Raw genomic sequence first — 18,263 nt, 5'->3', positions numbered from 1 at the left:
TCGGGCTCCTCGCCCGGGCAACCACCCCTCCCGCCGTCTCCGTGGTCGGCGGGCGCCGCGGGTCGACATCGCCGGACCGGCGTGCGTAGTATCGATACTCGATAACATCGACGATCGATAAGGAGCACGCCATGACGAGTGTCATCCCCAGCGGACCGGTCCGGGAGCGTCCGCGCGTGTTCCGGGTGGCCAGGGCGGTCCTGCTCATCGTCGCGGTCTTCTCCGTGCTCACCGCGCTCCTGCAGACCTGGACCGTCACCACCGGGCGCACCCTGCTGGTCTTCGGGGGAGCGGACGGCCGCCTCCCGCTCCGGAGCCTCCCGCAGCTGCTGCAGGCCGAGCCGCGCGAGGGCACCGCGCCCACGCTCGCCGACGCCGCCCTCTCCCTCCGCCTGCTCGGTGCGCTGCCGAGCCTCCTCCAGGCGGTCACGATCGTCCTCGCCACGGTCTTCCTCCTGCGGGTCCTCCGCGGCATCGCGGCCGGACGCCCGTTCGACCCCTTCGTCCTCGCGAACTGGCGCCGTCTGAGCCTCGCCCTGCTGATCGGAGGAGTGGCGCAGGGCCTCGCCGACACCGCGGCCGGCCTGTACCTCAGCTCCGGCATCGGCCTGCTCTTCGCCGCCGGCCGGGTGACCGACGAGCAGCGCGACGCCTTCCTCGGCGGCGACTACCAGGCCATCGGGACGAACCTGCCGCAGTGGCCCGTCCCCGTCCTGCTCGCCGGAGTGGTGGCCCTCGCCCTGACGGCGGCGTTCCGCGCCGGCGCGAAGCTCGAACGGGACGTCGACGGCGTTGTCTGAGCCCGCCGACGACGAGAGGCACCGGATCGACTGCCACCTCGGAGCAGTGCTGGCCGAGCGCGGCGTGACCCTCACCGCCCTCTCGGCCCGCACCGGCATCACGATGGCGAACCTCTCCATCCTCAAGAACAACCGCGCCCGCGCGATCCGCTTCACGACGCTGACGCTCATCTGCGACGCGCTCGACTGCACCCCGCAGGAGCTGTTCTCGATCCGGGCCGTCGACGAGCGGGGGTAGCGGCGGGCGGATCGGCCAGGGGATCTCTGCGGGGCCGATGGTAGGGACGCCGTCCGATCCGACCGTCGATCGAGCAGGCCTCAGTCGCGCTCCACGTCCGCCCCTCCTGGATCGGCCGGAGCTCCCCGGAGCTCGCTCTCGTCCCGACCCATGGATGAGCCTCACCAGCGCGGTCGGCGGCCTCGGCCATCGACCGTCCACAGGGGAGCGAGCTCGTCAGCGGGACCGTCGAATGCGCCTCCGGTGGATGCCGGCGGCTGCTCGCGGTCGTCCCGCCCGAGACGATGACTCCCGAGCAGTTGTCGCGCGAGCGCGGAACGACCCCGCAGACACGCATCGCGGGAACCCTCCGGGACCCTCGCTCCATCTCCGTGACTTCCACTGTCGAAGGGCCCCTCCTGAAGATCCGGGCCGACTACTGGTCCCAGGAGTACATCCCCTGGGGACGTGTGCGAAGCGTCCTCGTGCGTGCTTCCGCGAACCGGTCCCGTCGCGCTGTGCGATCTCCCTGAGACGGCGGCGGTGTACCCGTCGACGAGGCCGCCGGTCATCGTCCCCGCGAGGAGCGCCCGCTTCAGACCCGCACCGACGACGAACACGTCGATCGACCAGGGGTTCCCGAACGGGGGACGGACCGTGATGCACGTCTGGTCGTGCTGAGCGGCGGTCAGCGGTCGAGGACTTGACGAATGACGAGGACTCGGTTCTCCGTCGACTCCCGCCCGACCGGGTCGAACCCGCTCGCCGTCATCACTGAGACCCTGCTCGAGCCGGTCGGCGTGCTCGTGCGCGCCGCGCTGCGGCCGCTTCCCGCCCGCTCAGTCCAGCGGGTAGCCCGGCAGCCCGTCGATGCTGACCGCGTTCCGCGTGGCGCGGTACTCGGCCATGCCGTCGGGGCCCTTCTTCTCGGCCTGGAGGAGGAGCAGGTCGCGCTCGCCGACCGGCTCCATCACCGGCACGCCCCAGCCGCACGCGTCGCTGATGCGGGTGAGCTCGACGGTGACGACCGCGCGGGTGCTCGGGTGATCGGGGTGCTGCTCCGCGACCTCGGCGAACGCCTCCGAACCGGGCAGGTGCACGGAGCCGGTGCCGTGCAGGCGGACGATGCGCGGACGCGGTCCGAACGACGCGAACATCAGGCACACGCGCCCGTTCTCGCGCAGGTGCGCGATCGTCTCGACTCCGCTGCCCGTGTAGTCGACCCAGCCGACGCGCCGCGGGCCGAGGATCGAGAACGAGTCGTGGCCGCGCGGCGACATGTTGACGTGCCCGTCCGCGGCGAGGGGCGCGGTGGCGACGAACCACATCGGCTGCTCGTGGATCCAGGAGGCGAGGCTCTCGTCGATCTCGTCGTAGACGTGCGCCACGGGGTCAGGCTCCGGCCGCGCGGCGGACCAGCTCGGTGACGGCGGCGCGCGTCTCGGCGTCGGCGGAGACGAGCGCGTAGGCGGTCGGCCAGATCGTGCCGTCGTCGAGCTGGGCGCCGTCCTGGAAGCCGAGGGTCGAGTAGCGCGTGCCGAACTTCGCGCCGGGCTGGAAGAAGACGATCGCCTTGCCGTCCGAGCGCGCGTAGGCGGGGAAGCCGTACCAGGTCTTCGGGAGGAGATCGGGGGCGGTCTCGCCGACGACCTCGTGGAGCATCTGGGCGATCGGCCGCTCCTCGTCGGTCATCGCGGCGATCGCGGCCTCCGCGTCCCTGCGGTCGGCGTCGGCCTTGTCGGCGCTCTTCTGCCGCTTCGCCTCCGCCCGCAGCTCGGCCGCGCGCTGCTTCATCGCCGCGCGCTCGTCCTTCGAGAAACCGTCTTCGGAGGCCATGTCCGCCCGTCCCGTCCGTCTGCGGCTCCCGGTCCGGGAGCGTCCCCGCACATCGTGACAGCGCCGCACTCGTCGCACAACGGCGGGACCGGGCGCGACCGCGCCCCCCCCCCGGAAGCCCAGCCTCCGCGGTTAGCGTGGGCGGATGCGCCTCCTCCTGATCCGCCACGGCCAGACCCCCTCCAACGTCGCCGGGCTCCTCGACACCCGCATCCCCGGACCCGGGCTCACCGACCTCGGCCGCACCCAGGCCGCGGCGCTGCCCGGTCGGCTCGCCGGCGAGGGGATCGGCGCGCTGCTCGTCTCGACGATGGTCCGCACCCACGAGACGGCCGCCCCTCTCGCCGCGGCGCTCGGGCTCGAGCCGATCGAGCGCGACGGCATCCGCGAGGTCGCGGCCGCGGGGCTCGAGATGCGCGGCGACGACGCGGCGGTCGAGGAGTACATGGGCACGGTCTTCCGCTGGGCCGGCGGCGAGACGTCGATCCGGCTCGCGGGCGGCGAGACGGGCGACGAGTTCGCGGCGCGCTACGACGCGGTGGTGGCGGAGGCGGAGGCGCTCGGGCACGAGGTCGTCGCGCTGGTCAGCCACGGCGCGGCCATCCGCTGCTGGGCGGGTCTGCGCTCCCTCGACCTCGATGCGCGCTTCATCGCCGACCACCTGCTCGACAACACCGGCGTCGTCGTCCTCGAGGGCTCGGGCGACGCGTGGACGCTCGTGTCCTGGCAGGGCGAGCCCGTCAGCGGAGTCGGCGCGGCGGCCCCCTCGGGCCCGGCGGGCGAGACCACCGTCTGAGCTGCGGGGCCTCCTCGCCGGTCGAGCAGCGGCGGATGGAGACCGGCCGGAACGAGCGCCGCCGGCCGCGCCATCACGGTAACGATCGCGCAACACTCCGGAAACCAGTTCCGACCAGCACATTCGCTCGCGCCGATCGGTTCATCACCACCCCTGGACCCGCCCCCGCAATTGTCCGACGTTTGCCCCTCGGCGGCTCGGCGGCTACCGTGGTCGGCGGTCCTCAAGGGCCCCGATGAACCGGTCCGCGCTCGCACGGCGTCCCCCAGGACGCGCCGCGATCGTACGGTCAACGGGAGTGGAGGCGGCCCCGAGGCCGCCTCGGACGCTCTCGCCTCCACCCCCTGCCGCGCTGAGCGGCGGGACGCACGCGGAGGCTCGACGCACGGCTGTCCCACGCTCCCGACCCGGCACCACGAGATGAGCGCAGGGCGTCGTCCCTGCGCGCCGACGGAGTGTACGTGCACCAGAACCAGCAGATCATCAGCGAGCCCCGGAGCGAGGCGGGCGCCGATCCCGCGACCCCCGCTCTCGAGGCCCGCCACCTCTTCAAGGTGTTCGGCCGGAAGCCCGACGAGGTCGTCCGCCGACTGGGCGAGGGCGCCGACCGCGGCGAGCTCGCCGGACTCGGCACGGCCGCGGTGATCGACGCGTCCTTCACCGTGCGCCGCGGCGAGATCTTCGTCGTGATGGGCCTCTCCGGCTCCGGGAAGTCCACCCTCATCCGCATGCTGAACGGGCTCCAGGAGCCCTCCGCGGGCGAGGTCCTGATCGAGGGCTCCACCATCACCGGCGTCTCCGAAGCGGAGCTGCGCCGCGTGCGCCGCTCGTCGGTGTCGATGGTGTTCCAGCACTTCGCGCTCCTCCCGCACCGCACCGTGCTCGACAACGTCGCGTACCCGCTCGAGATCCAGGGCGTCCCCGCGGCCGAGCGCCGCGAGCGGGCCCTGCTCGCGGTCGAGCGCGCCGGTCTCGCCGGCTGGCACGAGAAGATGCCCGACGAGCTCTCCGGCGGCATGCGCCAGCGCGTCGGCCTCGCCCGGGCGCTCGCCGCCGACACCGACATCGTGCTGATGGACGAGGCGTTCTCGGCACTCGACCCGCTGATCCGCCGCGAGATGCAGGAGCAGCTGATCGAGCTGCAGCACGAGCTCGGCAAGACCATCGTCTTCATCACGCACGACCTCAACGAGGCCATGTTCCTCGGCGACCGCATCGCGGTGATGCGCGACGGCCGCATCGTCCAGATCGGCACCCCGGAGGAGATCCTCACCGACCCGGCGAACGACTACGTCGCCCAGTTCGTGCAGGACGTCGACCGCGCCCGCGTGCTCACCGCCTCCGCCGTGATGGAGCCCGCCCGCTCCGTGGTCACCCTCGCGGCCGGTCCCCGCGCCGCGCTGAGGAGCATGCGCGACCTGCAGACCTCGGCCGCGTTCGTGGTCGGCGGCGGACGCCGCCTGCTGGGCACGGTCCGCGACCGCGACGTGATCGAGCAGGTGCGCCGGAGCACCGGCGACCTCTCGGCGGTCCTCACCTCCGACGTCGTCACCGTCGGTCCGGACACCGCCCTCAGCGAGGTCATCGAGCCCGCCGTCGAGTCGGCGCTGCCGGTCGCCGTGGTCGACGCCGACGGGCGTCTGCTCGGAGCGATCCCGCGGGTGACCCTGCTCGCGGCGCTCGGCAACGTGCCCGCCCGCACCGGCGAGCACCCGGTGATCGAGCCGCCCGCCACCGTCTCGACCGAGGTCGTCACCGCGACCCTGCACGCGACCGGAGGCCCCGTCGACGATGCCGTCCTCGCGGCGGACGGAGGTGCACGATGACCGATCTCGGATTCCGCCTCCCGCTCGGCGCCCTCGCCGAGGGTGCCGTCGATGTCCTCACGCAGACCTTCCAGCCGGTCTTCGACCTGCTGCGCACCGTCTTCGGCGCCCTCTACTCCGGCGTCGACCTCGTCCTCGCCACGCCGCCCTTCTGGGTGATCGTCGCCTTCCTCGCCGTACTGGCCTACGCCGTCCGCGGGTGGGTCTTCGCGGCCGGCACCGCCGTGGGGCTCCTGCTGATCGTGGGGGTCGACCAGTGGGAGAACGCGATGGACTCCCTCGCGCTGGTGCTCGTCGCCTCCGTGATCGCCATCGCGCTGAGCGTGCCGCTGGGCGTGCTCGCCGCGCGCAACCGCACGGCCTCCGCGGTCATCCGGCCCGTGCTCGACCTGATGCAGACGATGCCGGCCTTCGTCTACCTGATCCCCGCGCTGATCCTGTTCCGGGTCGGAGTGGTGCCGGGCATCGTCGCGACCATCGTGTTCGCGATGGCGCCGGGCGTCCGGCTCACCGAGCTGGGCATCCGCGGCGTCGACCCGGAGCTCGTCGAGGCGGGGGAGTCGTTCGGCTCCTCGAAGTGGCGGATCCTCCGCCAGATCCAGCTGCCGCTGGCGCTGCCCTCGATCCTGGCGGGCCTCAACCAGGTCATCATGCTCTCGCTCTCGATGGTCGTCATCGCGGGCATGGTCGGCGCCGGAGGGCTGGGCGGCGACGTCGTCGCGAGCCTCAACCGGATCGACGTCGCGCTCGGCTTCGAGGCGGGCATCTCCGTCGTGATCCTCGCGGTCGTCCTCGACCGGATGACCGGCGCGCTGGGCTCGCCCTCGCCGGCGAGGGTCGCCCGGGCGAAGAACCGCCGCGCCGTCGTGGCGACCCGTTCGGCCGTCGGCGTCGTCTCGATCGGCCTGGTCGCGTCCCTCGGAGCCGCGACCCTCGCCGCTCCCGCCACCGCCGCCTCCGTCGACAACGGCGACCGCACCGACGTGACCGTCGCCGTGTTCCAGGGCTGGGACGAGGGGATCGCCGTCTCGGCTCTGTGGGAGGCGGTGCTCGAGGAGCAGGGCTACGACGTGACCCTGCAGAACGCCGACGTCGCCCCCGGCTTCCAGGGCCTCTCGACGGGCGACTACGACCTCGCCCTCGACACCTGGCTGCCGCTCACCCACGCCCGGTACGTCGAGCAGTACGGCGACTCGATCGTCGACCTGGGCGCGTGGAACGACGAGGCGAAGCTGACCATCGCGGTCAACGAGGACGCCCCGATCGACTCCCTCGAGGAGCTCGCCGCCGACCCGGGCGTCGTCGGGAACCGCCTGATCGGCATCGAGCCCGGCTCCGGTCTCAACAAGACGACGACCGAGGACGTCATCCCCGGCTACGGCCTGGAGGGGATGGACTACCTCACCTCGTCGACGCCGGCCATGCTCCAGGAGCTCTCGAGCGCGACCGCCGCGGGCGAGAACATCGCCGTCACGCTCTGGCGCCCGCACTGGGCCTACGACGCCTTCCCGGTCAAGGACCTCGAGGACCCGAAGGGCCTGCTCGGGCAGGCGGAGGGGATCCACTCCTTCGGCTCGGCCGCGTTCGACGCGGACTACCCGACGATGAGCCGCTGGATCCGCGACTTCCGGATGGACTCGAAGACGCTCTACTCGCTCGAGAACGCGCTGTTCAACGACGGGGCCGACGACCGCTCCGCCGCCCTCGCCGCGTGGATGGACGAGAACCGGGAGTACGTCGACACGCTGATCACCTGATCCGCCACCACGACGAAGGCCGAGAGGCCGGGCGGCCCCGGACCAGGGCTGTCCCGGCCTCTCGGCCTTCGTCGCGCAAGGGTCAGGCGGCGCTGACCCGGCGTCCCGCGGTGGCGCGGACCAGGAGGGTGACCACCAGCACCACGGCGGCGGCGACCAGCGCGGCGATCCCGGCGGGGACCGAGACGAGCTCGCCGGCGAAGCGGCCGACGGCGACCCAGGAGAGTCCCCAGACGAGCGAGAGCATCGGGGCGATGCGGCCGCGGCCGGTGACCGCGATCAGGAGTCCGACGAGCGCGGCGACGGCGAGGACGACGACCGCCCAGACCGCGGCGCCCGGACCGTCCGCGCTGCCGACTCCCGCGCCGACGAGCCCGGCGGTGACGTTCGCGGCCGTGGCCACGCACACCCAGCCGAGGTAGAGCCCGAAGGTGCCGTCCGTCACGATCGCGTCGACCACTCCGGCCGACCGGGTGGTCCGCAGGATCACGAAGATGCGCGCGAGCACGGCGAGCAGCAGGGCGATCACGACGACGCTGAGCGTCAGGAAGCCGGCCTGGACGACCAGGATCCACGCGGCGTTCAGGAGGAGGCTGGCGGCGGCCCAGTAGCCCAGCCGGCGGTGGCGGGTGCGGGCGGTCTGCGAGGGCAGGAACTGCCAGATCGCGTAGGCGATGAGGCCGGTGTAGATGACGCTCCAGATCGCGAAGGCGGGGCCGTCGGGAGCGATGGGGGTCGAGGACGCGGTCAGGGCGCCGCCGGCCGCGTTCTGGATCTGCGTGCCGCCCGCGGCGCCCGAGCCGATGAACGAGCCGATGAGGGCGAGCACCGCGCTCACGGCGACGACGACCTGGCGGATCCGGTCGGCGCGGTCGGGGGTTCGTGTGGCGGTCATGTCGCTCCTCCATTAGTCAGCTGGCTGAGTAATGAGAGTAGCGCGATTCCGCTCCCCGTCCACTGGGGCTTGCGGCGAGGCCCCGACCCTGGAGAGGGCCGGGGCCGGATTCTCAGGCGCGGGCGGCCGCGTACTGCTCGCGGATCACGGGGCGGTGGTCCGGCGCGGGCTCGGCCACCGAGGTGACGGTCCACGTCGGACGCGATCCTGTCAGCGCCCAGGCGGCCTGCACGGCGGCACCGTCGGCCACGTACTCGCCGGGCGTCGGCACCTGCACGGGCACGTCGAACACCTGCGAGGCCGCGAGCTGCACGGCGCGGTTCTGCGCGGCTCCGCCGATGAGGAGGATGCGCCGCGCCTCCACTCCCTGCGCGCGAACGGCGTCGAGGCCGTCGGCCAGTCCGCAGAGCATGCCCTCGATCGCCGCGCGGGCGAGGTTCGGTCGCGTGGTCGAGGCGATGGTCATCCCGTGCAGGCTCGCGGTCGCGTCCGGCAGGTTCGGCGTGCGCTCGCCCTCGAAGTAGGGGACCAGCACGAGGCCGTCGGCACCCGGCTCCGCCTCGAGCGCCAGTGCGGCGAACTCGTCGAAGTCGCTGCCGAGCAGGGTCGCGGTCGAGGCCAGCACGCGCGCGGCGTTGAGCGTCGCGACCAGCGGCAGGAAGCGCCCGCTCGCGTCGGCGAAGCCGGCGACGGTCCCGGAGGCGTCGCGCACCGGGTCGTCCGTGACGGCGAAGACGGTGCCGCTCGTGCCGATGCTGACGACCACGTCGCCGGGGCCGGCGCCGAGGCCGAGCGCGGCGCCCGCGTTGTCGCCCGCGCCGGGGCCGACGACGAGTCCGCTCTCGGTGCGGCCCGCCTCCTCCGAGGGGCCGAGCACGCGGGGGAGCAGCGGGCGGTGGCCGAGGGCGCGCTCGAGCAGGTCGAGGTCGTAGCCGTCCGCTCCCCAGTACGAGGTGCCGGACGCGTCGGACCGGTCGGTCGTGAGGGCGTCGAGCTGCGGACCGCGGGCGGAGTCGGGGCCGTAGCCGAGCAGGCGCCAGGTCAGCCAGTCGTGGGGGAGCGCGACGGCGGCGACACGGGCGGCGTTCTCGGGTTCGGCGTCGCGCAGCCAGCGGAGCTTGGTGGCGGTGAAGGAGGCGACCGGCACCGATCCGGTCCGCTCCGCCCAGGCCCCGGCTCCGAGCTCCTCGATGAGCGCGGCGGCGGCGGGCGCGCTGCGGGTGTCGTTCCAGAGCAGAGCGGGGCGGATGACGGCGCCGCTCTCGTCGAGGACGACCATGCCGTGCTGCTGGCCGCCGACCGAGATCGCGGCGACGTCGTCGAGCCCGCCGGCGTCGGCGAGGGCGAGCTGCAGCGCCTCCCACCACGCGGCCGGATCGACCTCGGTGCCGTCCGGGTGGCTCGCCCGGCCGGTGCGCACCACGGCGCCGGTGTCGAGGTCGCGGACGACCACCTTGCAGCTCTGGGTCGACGAGTCGATCCCTGCGACGAGCGTCATCGCTGTCCTCTTTCGTTGGGGGGGTGCGGGTTCGGGCGTCCGGTGCGGAACCGGGCCGGATGCAGGAGAACGGACGAGACCCCGTGCGGGTGCAGGGGATCTCGTCCGTCTCAGGTCGTCCCGCGGCGGACCGCGGGCTCAGGGGGTGCGGGTCAGCCGCGGGCGCCGAGCAGGTGCTCGGTGGCCAGCTGCTGCAGGCGCACGAAGCCGAAGCCCTTGCCGCCGAGGTAGGCGTCGGCGTCGAACGACTCGTACGAGGCGGTGTCCGCGAGCAGGTCGTCGTACGACTCGCCCTCGTTCAGCGTCGGGGTGGAGAGCTCGGCGACCTTGGCGGCGGCCAGCGCCTCCTGCACCTCGGGGTCGGCGCGGAAGGCCGCGGCGCGCTCCTTGAGCAGCAGGTAGGTGCGCATGTTCGCGGCGGCCGAGTCCCAGACTCCGGTCTCGTCCTCGGTGCGCGAGGGCTTGTAGTCGAAGTGGCGCGGGCCGTCGTAGGCCGGGACGCCGCCGGGGCCGCCGTTCTCGAGGAGGTCGACGAGCGAGAACGCGTTGTGCAGGTCGCCGTGGCCGAAGACCAGGTCCTGGTCGTACTTGATGCCGCGCTGGCCGTTGAGGTCGATGTGGAAGAGCTTGCCGTGGTACAGCGCCTGGGCGATGCCGGCGGTGAAGTTCAGGCCCGCCATCTGCTCGTGGCCGACCTCGGGGTTCACGCCGACGAGCTCGGGGCGCTCGAGGGAGTCGATGAACGCGATCGCGTGGCCGAGCGTCGGCAGCAGGATGTCGCCGCGGGGCTCGTTCGGCTTGGGCTCGATGGCGAAGCGGATGTCGTAGCCCTTGTCGGTGACGTAGTCGCCGAGCAGGTTGACGGCCTCGCGGTAGCGCTCGAGCGCGGCGCGGATGTCCTTGGCGGAGTCGTACTCGGCGCCCTCGCGGCCGCCCCACATGACGAAGGTCTTCGCGCCCAGCTCGGCGGCGAGGTCGATGTTGCGGAGGACCTTGCGCAGCGCGAAGCGGCGGACGTCGCGGTCGTTCGAGGTGAAGCCGCCGTCCTTGAAGACCGGGGCGCTGAAGAGGTTGGTGGTGACCATCGGCACGATGAGGCCGGTGGACTCCAGCGCGCCCTTGAGGCGGTCGATCTGGGTCTGGCGCTCGGCGTCGGTGGAGCCGAAGGCGAACAGGTCGTCGTCGTGGAAGGTGAGGCCGTACGCGCCGAGCTCGTCGAGCTTCTCGACCGCGTGGACGACGTCGAGCGGCTCGCGGGTCGGGCCGCCGAACGGGTCCGTCCCGTTGTAGCCGATGGTCCAGAGGCCGAACGAGAACTTGTCGGCGCGGGTGGGGGTCAGGGACATGGGATCCGAATCCTTTCCGGCGACGTCGCCGAATTGTTGTTGAGCCCAACATATCCCCTGAGGGTCGGGAGGCGCAACGAGCGGAAGGCCCGGCGCGTCGCCCTCCGGCCGATCGCGGGTGCCGCCCGTTCGTGCCGCGGAACCGCTCGCGGAGCGGGCCGGCGCCCGGGGAGGTCGTCGCGAGGATCGCTTGCGCAAGCGCTTCGACTGTGCGTACAGTCGCTCCAGCACGACCGGTCGAAGCGCTTCGAAGCCCGACCGCGACCGACGACGACGTCCGGCAGGAGGAGCCATGGCGACCATCCACGACGTGGCCCGCGCTGCCGGAGTCTCGATCAGCACCGTCTCCTACGCCCTCTCCGGCAAGCGCTCGATCGCCGCCTCCACCCGGCAGCGCGTCGACGACGCGGTGCGCCAGCTCGGCTACCGGCCCCACGCGGGAGCCCGGATGCTCGCCGGGGCGCGGACCCACATCCTCGCCCTCTCCGCCCCGATGCGCGGCGAGCTGCACCTGCCGACCCACATGCGCTTCGTCACCGAGGTGCTCGAGCGCGCCCGGGAGTCGGACTACGACGTCCTGCTGCTCGTCACCGACGAGGCCTCCAGCGGCATCGGGCGCGTCTCCTCCTCCTCGCTCGTCGACGGCATCGTCCTGATGGGCGTCGACGACGACGACGACCGCGCCGAGCTGATCCGCGCGGCGGGGGTCCCCGCCACCTTCATCGGCGTGCCCGCCGACTCCCACGATCTCGCCTGCGTCGACCTCGACTTCGCCGAGGCCGCCCGCCAGAGCGTCCGCCGGCTCGCCGAGCTGGGCCACCGCTCGCTCGGCCTGCTCGAGCACCCGCAGTCCTACACCGACCGCAACGCCGGCTTCGTCCGCCGCTTCGACGAGGCGTTCCGCGCCGAGGCTGCGGCGCTCGGAGTCGAGATCGCGGTCGAGCGCCCGCACATCGGCCGCCCGAGCGCACAGGCCGCGATCGACGCGATCCTCGCCGCACCCGTCCCGCCCACCGCGCTCGTGCTGCACTGCAACGAGCCCGTGGCGGAGGCGGCGATCGAGCGCGTCCTCGAGCGCGGCCTCTCCGTCCCCGGCGACCTGTCGATCCTGGCGGCCTGCGCCAGCTACGACGGCGGCGCCCTCCCTGTCCCCACCAGCAGTCTTCCCCTCCCGTTCGACGCGATGTGCCGAGCGGCCGTCGCGCGGACCCTCCAGCAGATCGACTCCGGCCGCACCGTCGGCGTCGAGCTGCTCCCGCCCTCCTACGTCGACCGCGGATCCCTCGCGGTCGCTCCGACCGGCGCTCCGGTGCCGGCGGTCCCGTCCGGCACTCCCGCGCCGGCCTCCCTCTAGTCCTCCATGCTCTTCCTGCCCGCTCCGGCTCTGCGCACTGTCGAAACGCTTCGACAGCACGCCCCCGCGAGAGAGCGCTCCCTGCACCACCTCCGCAGCACCACCGCACCGTTCGAAGGAGAACCACCGCAATGTCGCTCCGATCCCGCTCCGCCTTCCACCGCCCGACCGCCGGTCTCAGCCGGCGCAACCTCCTCGCCGGCGGAGTCGGCCTCAGCGCGATGTTCGCGCTGGCCGCCTGCTCCGGTGGCGGCTCCGACGCCGGCTCCGATGCGCTCTCGACCACGGTCGACGGCGCCGGCCGCACCCTCACCCTCTGGGACTTCGAGACGCCCGACAGCGACCGCGGCATCGCGTGGCTCGCCGCCCGCGACATCTTCACCCAGGAGACGGGGGCCGAGATCGCGTACGAGTTCAAGGCCTTCGAGCAGCTGCGCACCGGCGCCAGCCAGATCTTCAACTCCAACTCGGCACCCGACGTCGTCGAGTACAACAAGGGCAACGCGACCAGCGGACTCCTCTCGAGCCAGGGCCTGCTCACCAACCTCGACGAGGCGGTCGCGTTCTACGGCTGGGACTCGCTGATCCCCGGCGCGCTGCAGACCACCGCGAAGTACGACGAGAACGGGATCATGGGCTCCGGCTCCTGGTACGGCATCCCCAACTACGGCGAGTTCACCTTCGTCTACTACAACAAGGACGCCTTCGCCGCGAACGGCCTCGAGGTCCCCACCACCTACGAGGAGTTCACGGCCGTCCTCGACGCCTTCGTGGCCAAGGGGATCACCCCGCTGGCCGAGGCCGGCGCCGAGTACCCGCTGCAGCAGCTCTTCTACCAGCTCGCGCTGCTGAAGGCCGACCGCTCCTGGATCACCGACTACCAGACCTACACGGGCGAGGTCGACTTCGAGGACGCGGCCTGGAGCTACGCGGCCGACCAGCTGAAGACCTACGTCGACAAGGGCTACTTCTCGGCCGACGCCTCCGGGCTGAAGGCGGAGGACGCGGGCACGGCGTTCATCTCGGGCGAGTACCCGATCTTCTTCTCGGGCTCCTGGTGGTTCGGCCGCTTCAAGACCGAGATCACCGGATTCGAGTGGGACACGTTCCTCTTCCCGGGCGCCGAGTTCACGATGGGCTCCGCCGGCAACCACTGGGTGATCCCGGAGACGGCGAAGAACAAGGACCTCGCCTACAAGTGGATCGACATCACGATGCGACCCGAGATCCAGAACCTCATCGGCAACAACGGAGGCATCCCGCTGGTCGTCGACGAGAGCGCCATCACCGACGAGAAGAGCAAGGCGCTGCTCTCGCAGTGGAAGACGGTCGTCGACGGCGACCAGCTCTCCTTCTACCCCGACTGGCCCACCGCGACCTTCTACGACGACCTGGTCGCCGCCACGCAGGAGCTCATCAACGGCTCCTCCGACGAGTCCGCCATGCTCTCCGACCTCCAGGCCAAGTACGACGACGGAGTCGCCGACATCACGTGACGCGGAAGCGTCACGTGATGTCGGCCACGGCGGCAGGCCCCGCGCCTGCAGGCGCGGAACGGCCGCGGGAGACCTGAGGACGTGACGGCGACCCCTCGAGGGGGTCGCACGAACACCGCCGAGCCTCCACCCCCCCCGCTGGATGCCGCTCCGGTACGCGACACGCCGTCGCCTCCGTACCGGAGCGGCATCCCGCGGCAGCACACCCACGACCCCGTCCGACCTAGGAGTACCCATGACGACGACAGCACCTCGTCGCGCGGAGAGCGCGCCGCCTCCCACGACGCCGCCCCGCGAGAAGCGCTCCGGCGGCTACTGGCTCTACCTGATCCCCGGGTTCGTGCTCTTCACGTTCATCGTGCTGATCCCGCTGATCTGGAACGTCTACATCAGCTTCACGTCCTGGCGCGGCATCAAGCCGCCGATCTTCATCGGCCTCGACAACTGGATCGAGCTGATGGGCGACGACCAGTTCTGGACCTCGTTCCTCAACTCGGTCTACATGATCATCGCGATGGTGATCGTCCCCACGATCCTCGGACTCCTGCTCGCGGCGATCCTCTTCGATCTCGTCGGCAAGAAGTTCGGCGGGCGCCTGGCGAGCTTCCTCCGCGCCACCTACTACCTCCCGCAGATCCTGCCGACCGTCATCGCCGCGATCGTCATCGGCTGGATCCTCCGCCCCGACAACGGCGCGCTGAACTCGATCCTCGAGGCCGTCGGGCTCGGCTCCCTCTCGCACGACTGGCTCGGCAAGCCGGACACCGCGATGCTCTCGATCATGGTCGTGATGATCTGGGTGCAGCTGGGCTACCCGGTCGTCATCTTCATGGCGGCGCTGCAGCGCGTGGACCCCGAGCTCTACGAGGCGGCGGAGCTCGACGGCGCGAACTGGTTCCAGCGCTTCCGCTGGATCACGGTCTCGATCATCCGGCCCGAGATCTTCGTGGTCACCCTGACCTGCACCATCGCCGCGCTGAAGGTCTTCGGCCCGATCTACGCCCTGACCCGCGGTGGCCCCGGCGACTCCACGATCGTCCCCTCCTACTACTCGTACACCGAGTTCTTCCAGAAGCAGCAGGTGGGCTACGGCGCCACCATCGCGACCGCGCTCACGATCGTCATCGTGATCCTCGCCGTGCTGTTCATCCGCGCCCAGGAGCGCGTCGAGCGCAGCGAAGGAGCCCGCTGATGTCGGCCATCGAGACCCTGCCCCTCACCCAGGCCGGCACGCAGGACGCGGACCTCTCGTCCTCCCGTCCCGCCAAGCCCGCGAAGGGCACGACCAAGCGCACCCTCGGCGACTGGGTGATCCTCGCCGTCGCCGTGGTGATCGGGCTCGTGATCATCAGCCCGGTGCTGCTGATCCTGCTCAACTCCTTCAAGACCCCCGCGGAGTACTCGGCGAACGGCCCGCTCGCCTTCCCGACCGGCCTCTCCTTCGACGGCCTCTCGACCTTCTGGAGCCGCGTCGACTTCCCCGAGAAGCTCGGCAACTCGATCCTCATCTCGGGGTCGGTCGCGATCCTCGCCGTCGCCCTCTCGGTGCTGAACGCCTACGCGATCGGCATCGGCCGTGTCCGCGGCCGGAGCTGGATCATCGTCCTGTTCCTGCTGGCGAACATGCTCCCGCAGGAGGCCCTGCTGTACCCGCTGTACTACATGTTCAAAGCGGTCGGGATCTACGACACCCAGCTGTCGGTCATCGTCATCTTCACCGTGATCCAGTCGGCGTTCGGCACCTATCTGCTCTCGAGCGTCTACGGCACCTTCCCGAAGGAGATCCTCGAGGCCGCGGCTCTCGACGGCGCCTCGAAGTGGCAGGTCCTCACCCGGGTGATCGTCCCGATCTCGCGGCCCACCCTCTCGGTGCTGATGATCTTCTTCTTCATCTGGACCTGGAACGAGTTCCTCATCCCGCTGGTCTTCCTGGTGAGCGACGCGACGCAGACCGTCCCGATCGCGATCTCGAGCCTCCAGGGCGACAAGATCATGGACGTCACCACGACCAGCGCGAGCGCCCTCCTGGGCCTTCTCCCGACGCTGATCTTCTTCCTGATCTTCCAGCGCACCCTCACCCGCGGCATCACCGCCGGCGCGGTCAAGTAGCCCTCTCTCCCTCCGTCGGCGCCTCCCTCGCGGGATCCGCCGGCGCGCCATCGAAAGGCACCCCCATGAAGTTCACCGACGGGTTCTGGCAGACGCGGGCCGGATTCACGCCCCTGTTCGCGCAGGAGGCGTACGACATCCGCACCGACGGCACCACGCTCGAGGTGATCGCCCCGACCCGGGTCATCCAGGGCCGCGGCGACGTCCTCAACCGGCCGGCGCTCACGGTCACGGTGTCCTCGCCGGCCGAGGGGGTCGCGCGGGTGCGGATCGAGCACTGGCGCGGGACGGCGGTGCGGCCCGGCTTCGAGCTGGCCGGGGGCGACGTCGGAGCGGCGGAGGTGACGGAGTCCGGCGGCGTGCTGCGCACCGGCGACCTCGAGGTCCGGATCAGGCAGGGCGCTCCGTGGTCGCTGGAGTTCTGGGACACCTCGACCGGCACGCGCCTCACCGGCTCCGGGCACAAGGCGCAGGGCTACCTGACCGGACCGGACGGAGCCGCCTACCTGCACGAGCAGCTCGACCTCGGCGTCGGCGAGCTGGTCTACGGGCTCGGCGAGCGCTTCGGCCCCTTCGTGAAGAACGGCCAGACCGTGGATGTGTGGAACGCCGACGGCGGCACCTCCTCGGAGCAGGCCTACAAGAACGTCCCGTTCTACCTCTCCAGCCGCGGCTACGGCGTGCTCGTGAACGATCCCGGCCTCGTGTCGTTCGAGATCGGCTCCGAGGCGGTCGAGCGCGTGCAGTTCTCGGTCGGCGGCGAGGCGCTGGAGTACCTGGTGATCCAGGGCCCGACGAAGAAGGACGTGCTGCGGCGCTACACCGGTCTCGCGGGCCGCCCCTCCGTCGTGCCCGCCTGGAGCTACGGGCTCTGGCTGACGACCAGCTTCACCACGAGCTACGACGAGGAGACGGTGAACTCCTTCATCGACGGCTTCGCGGAGCGGGAGCTGCCGCTGTCGGCGTTCCACTTCGACTGCTTCTGGATGCGCGAGTTCCAGTGGACCGACCTCGAGTGGGACCCGCGCACCTTCCCGGACCCGGAGGGGATCCTCGCCCGCCTGCACGAGCGCGGGCTGCACACCTGCGTCTGGATCAATCCGTACATCGCGCAGGCGTCGCCGCTGTTCGCCGAGGGGCGCGAGAAGGGCTACCTGCTCAGAACGGCGTCCGGCGACGTCTGGCAGTGGGACATGTGGGTCGCCGGCATGGCGCTGATCGACTTCACGAATCCGGAGGCGACCTCCTGGTTCCAGGAGAAGCTCCGCGTCCTCGTGCGCCAGGGCGTCGACTCCTTCAAGACCGACTTCGGCGAGCGGATCCCGTCGGAGGGCGTCGTCTGGGCCGACGGGACCGACCCCGAGGCCATGCACAACTGGTACACCCAGCTCTACAACCGCGCGGTGCACGAGGTGCTCGAGCAGGAGCTCGGCGAGGGCCGCGCGGTCCTCTTCGCCCGCAGCGCCACGGTCGGCGGGCAGTCGCTGCCGGTGCACTGGGGCGGGGACAACACCTCCTCCTACGTGTCGATGGCCGAGACCCTGCGCGGAGGCCTCTCGCTCGCGCTGGGCGGGTTCGGCTTCTGGGCGCACGACATCGGCGGCTTCGAGGGCACGCCCGATCCCGGAGTGTTCAAGCGCTGGCTCGCGTTCGGCCTGCTCTCCTCGCACTCGCGGCTGCACGGATCCTCCTCGGTGCGCGTGCCGTGGGCGTTCGACGAGGAGGCCGTGGAGGTCACCCGGCTCTTCACCCGGCTGAAGCTCTCGCTGATGCCCTACCTCTTCGCGGCGGGGGCGGAGGCGGCGAGCACCGGCGTCCCGATCATGCGGCCGATGGCGCTCGAGTTCGAGGACGACCGCAGCGCCGCCCACCTCGACACGCAGTACCTGCTCGGGCACGACCTGCTCGTCGCTCCGGTGTTCACCGAGGACGGCACGGTCGAGTTCTACCTCCCGCGCGGGACGTGGACGAGCTGGTGGACGGGCGAGCGGACCGTCTCGACGGGGGAGTGGCGCCGTGAGGTCCACGGCTTCGACTCGCTGCCGCTGTACGTGCGCGAGGGCGCGGTGATCCCGGTAGGGGCCCGCCAGGACTCGGCCGAGTACGACTACCTCGACGGGCTCGAGCTGAGGGTGTTCCCGGGACCGGACGGAGCGACGCCGGTCCGGGTCGTCGCGCACGACACGGGGGAGGAGACGGTCTTCACCGTGACGCGCACCGGCGGCGAGGTCTCGGTCGACGGCCCGGCCGGCACCTGGACCTGGGTCGAGGCCTGAGCGGCGCCCTCCTGCTGATCGAGCAGCGGGCGCAGCCCTCCCCTCGAGACCCCGGCC

General features: G+C 71.6%; 15 protein-coding genes. 10 read left to right on the top strand and 5 right to left on the bottom strand.

The features are described 5' to 3' along the window. The first annotated feature begins 131 nt into the window (after nucleotides 1–131). Entirely contained in the window at nucleotides 132–800 is a 669-nt protein-coding gene (locus C5D66_RS09780; RefSeq protein WP_104227364.1) for a hypothetical protein, read from the top strand. Beyond that, on the top strand, nucleotides 793–1,038 hold the full coding sequence (locus C5D66_RS09775; protein ID WP_104224883.1) for a helix-turn-helix transcriptional regulator: 246 nt from the start codon (nucleotides 793–795) through the stop codon (nucleotides 1,036–1,038). The genes C5D66_RS09780 and C5D66_RS09775 overlap by 8 nt, the downstream gene beginning before the upstream one ends. 818 nt (nucleotides 1,039–1,856) lie before the next feature. Here C5D66_RS09775 and C5D66_RS09770 read toward each other — a convergent pair. Beyond that, nucleotides 1,857–2,405, bottom strand: coding sequence for a pyridoxamine 5'-phosphate oxidase family protein (locus tag C5D66_RS09770; protein ID WP_104256488.1), 549 nt, complete (start codon nucleotides 2,403–2,405; stop codon nucleotides 1,857–1,859). A gap of 4 nt (nucleotides 2,406–2,409) precedes the next feature. After that, nucleotides 2,410–2,853 carry a hypothetical protein gene (locus tag C5D66_RS09765; RefSeq protein ID WP_104224881.1) on the bottom strand — a complete coding sequence of 148 codons (444 nt, stop codon included), beginning with the start codon at nucleotides 2,851–2,853 and terminating at the stop codon, nucleotides 2,410–2,412. Between the two features lie 145 nt (nucleotides 2,854–2,998). Between C5D66_RS09765 and C5D66_RS09760 the strand changes: the two genes are divergently transcribed. The 3 genes from C5D66_RS09760 to C5D66_RS17595 all read left to right on the top strand — a co-directional run bounded on the left by C5D66_RS09760 (nucleotide 2,999) and on the right by C5D66_RS17595 (nucleotide 7,232). After that, nucleotides 2,999–3,649, top strand: coding sequence for a histidine phosphatase family protein (locus C5D66_RS09760; RefSeq protein ID WP_104224880.1), 651 nt, complete (start codon nucleotides 2,999–3,001; stop codon nucleotides 3,647–3,649). A gap of 461 nt (nucleotides 3,650–4,110) precedes the next feature. Then, entirely contained in the window at nucleotides 4,111–5,475 is a 1,365-nt protein-coding gene (locus C5D66_RS09755; RefSeq protein ID WP_374952941.1) for a glycine betaine/L-proline ABC transporter ATP-binding protein, read from the top strand. Then, the gene (locus C5D66_RS17595) at nucleotides 5,472–7,232 is read left to right on the top strand and encodes an ABC transporter permease/substrate binding protein (RefSeq protein ID WP_104248115.1); all 1,761 of its coding nucleotides are present in this window, start codon (nucleotides 5,472–5,474) and stop codon (nucleotides 7,230–7,232) included. Before C5D66_RS09755 ends, C5D66_RS17595 begins: the two co-directional genes overlap by 4 nt. Nucleotides 7,233–7,314: 82 nt before the next feature. On the opposite strand, the gene C5D66_RS09745 is transcribed toward C5D66_RS17595, so the two are convergent. The 3 genes from C5D66_RS09745 to xylA all read right to left on the bottom strand — a co-directional run bounded on the left by C5D66_RS09745 (nucleotide 7,315) and on the right by xylA (nucleotide 10,971). After that, nucleotides 7,315–8,127 (bottom strand): tryptophan-rich sensory protein, encoded by an 813-nt coding sequence (locus tag C5D66_RS09745; protein WP_104224878.1) that lies wholly within the window; start codon nucleotides 8,125–8,127, stop codon nucleotides 7,315–7,317. Nucleotides 8,128–8,239: 112 nt separating this feature from the next. Continuing rightward, nucleotides 8,240–9,625: a xylulokinase gene (gene xylB, locus C5D66_RS09740; protein WP_104227358.1), complete on the bottom strand. Its 1,386-nt coding sequence runs from the start codon at nucleotides 9,623–9,625 to the stop codon at nucleotides 8,240–8,242. A 152-nt stretch (nucleotides 9,626–9,777) separates the two neighbouring features. Next, a complete protein-coding gene (gene xylA / locus C5D66_RS09735; RefSeq protein WP_104224876.1) occupies nucleotides 9,778–10,971 on the bottom strand; it encodes a xylose isomerase in 1,194 nt (397 codons plus the stop codon). 292 nt (nucleotides 10,972–11,263) lie between these two features. Between xylA and C5D66_RS09730 the strand changes: the two genes are divergently transcribed. The 5 genes from C5D66_RS09730 (at nucleotide 11,264) to yicI (ending at nucleotide 18,206) form a co-directional block, all read left to right on the top strand. Continuing rightward, nucleotides 11,264–12,325, top strand: a complete 1,062-nt coding sequence (locus C5D66_RS09730; protein ID WP_104227356.1) for a LacI family DNA-binding transcriptional regulator — start codon at nucleotides 11,264–11,266, stop codon at nucleotides 12,323–12,325. A 131-nt stretch (nucleotides 12,326–12,456) separates the two neighbouring features. Then, nucleotides 12,457–13,821: an ABC transporter substrate-binding protein gene (locus C5D66_RS09725; protein ID WP_258060612.1), complete on the top strand. Its 1,365-nt coding sequence runs from the start codon at nucleotides 12,457–12,459 to the stop codon at nucleotides 13,819–13,821. Nucleotides 13,822–14,056: 235 nt separating this feature from the next. Continuing rightward, nucleotides 14,057–15,013 (top strand): carbohydrate ABC transporter permease, encoded by a 957-nt coding sequence (locus C5D66_RS09720; RefSeq protein WP_104224874.1) that lies wholly within the window; start codon nucleotides 14,057–14,059, stop codon nucleotides 15,011–15,013. Then, nucleotides 15,013–15,930 carry a carbohydrate ABC transporter permease gene (locus C5D66_RS09715; protein WP_104256489.1) on the top strand — a complete coding sequence of 306 codons (918 nt, stop codon included), beginning with the start codon at nucleotides 15,013–15,015 and terminating at the stop codon, nucleotides 15,928–15,930. Before C5D66_RS09720 ends, C5D66_RS09715 begins: the two co-directional genes overlap by 1 nt. Before the next feature lie 65 nt (nucleotides 15,931–15,995). Further along, nucleotides 15,996–18,206 carry an alpha-xylosidase gene (yicI, locus tag C5D66_RS09710; RefSeq protein ID WP_104256490.1) on the top strand — a complete coding sequence of 737 codons (2,211 nt, stop codon included), beginning with the start codon at nucleotides 15,996–15,998 and terminating at the stop codon, nucleotides 18,204–18,206. Nucleotides 18,207–18,263 lie beyond the last annotated feature (57 nt).

Source organism: Rathayibacter sp. AY1B4 (assembly GCF_002932815.1).
Taxonomy (GTDB): domain Bacteria; phylum Actinomycetota; class Actinomycetes; order Actinomycetales; family Microbacteriaceae; genus Rathayibacter.
Note: the sequence above shows the minus strand (reverse complement) of the source record. Positions and strands in the feature narration are given on the sequence as shown.

Coding starts and splice junctions, on each gene's coding strand:
- C5D66_RS09725 (WP_258060612.1), top strand. CDS start 12,457: ATGTCGCTCCGATCCCGCTCCGCCTTCCACCGCCCGACCGCCGGTCTC.
- C5D66_RS09745 (WP_104224878.1), bottom strand. CDS start 8,127: ATGACCGCCACACGAACCCCCGACCGCGCCGACCGGATCCGCCAGGTC.
- C5D66_RS09720 (WP_104224874.1), top strand. CDS start 14,057: ATGACGACGACAGCACCTCGTCGCGCGGAGAGCGCGCCGCCTCCCACG.
- yicI (WP_104256490.1), top strand. CDS start 15,996: ATGAAGTTCACCGACGGGTTCTGGCAGACGCGGGCCGGATTCACGCCC.
- C5D66_RS09780 (WP_104227364.1), top strand. CDS start 132: ATGACGAGTGTCATCCCCAGCGGACCGGTCCGGGAGCGTCCGCGCGTG.
- C5D66_RS09760 (WP_104224880.1), top strand. CDS start 2,999: ATGCGCCTCCTCCTGATCCGCCACGGCCAGACCCCCTCCAACGTCGCC.
- C5D66_RS09765 (WP_104224881.1), bottom strand. CDS start 2,853: ATGGCCTCCGAAGACGGTTTCTCGAAGGACGAGCGCGCGGCGATGAAG.
- C5D66_RS09715 (WP_104256489.1), top strand. CDS start 15,013: ATGTCGGCCATCGAGACCCTGCCCCTCACCCAGGCCGGCACGCAGGAC.
- xylA (WP_104224876.1), bottom strand. CDS start 10,971: ATGTCCCTGACCCCCACCCGCGCCGACAAGTTCTCGTTCGGCCTCTGG.
- C5D66_RS17595 (WP_104248115.1), top strand. CDS start 5,472: ATGACCGATCTCGGATTCCGCCTCCCGCTCGGCGCCCTCGCCGAGGGT.
- xylB (WP_104227358.1), bottom strand. CDS start 9,625: ATGACGCTCGTCGCAGGGATCGACTCGTCGACCCAGAGCTGCAAGGTG.
- C5D66_RS09730 (WP_104227356.1), top strand. CDS start 11,264: ATGGCGACCATCCACGACGTGGCCCGCGCTGCCGGAGTCTCGATCAGC.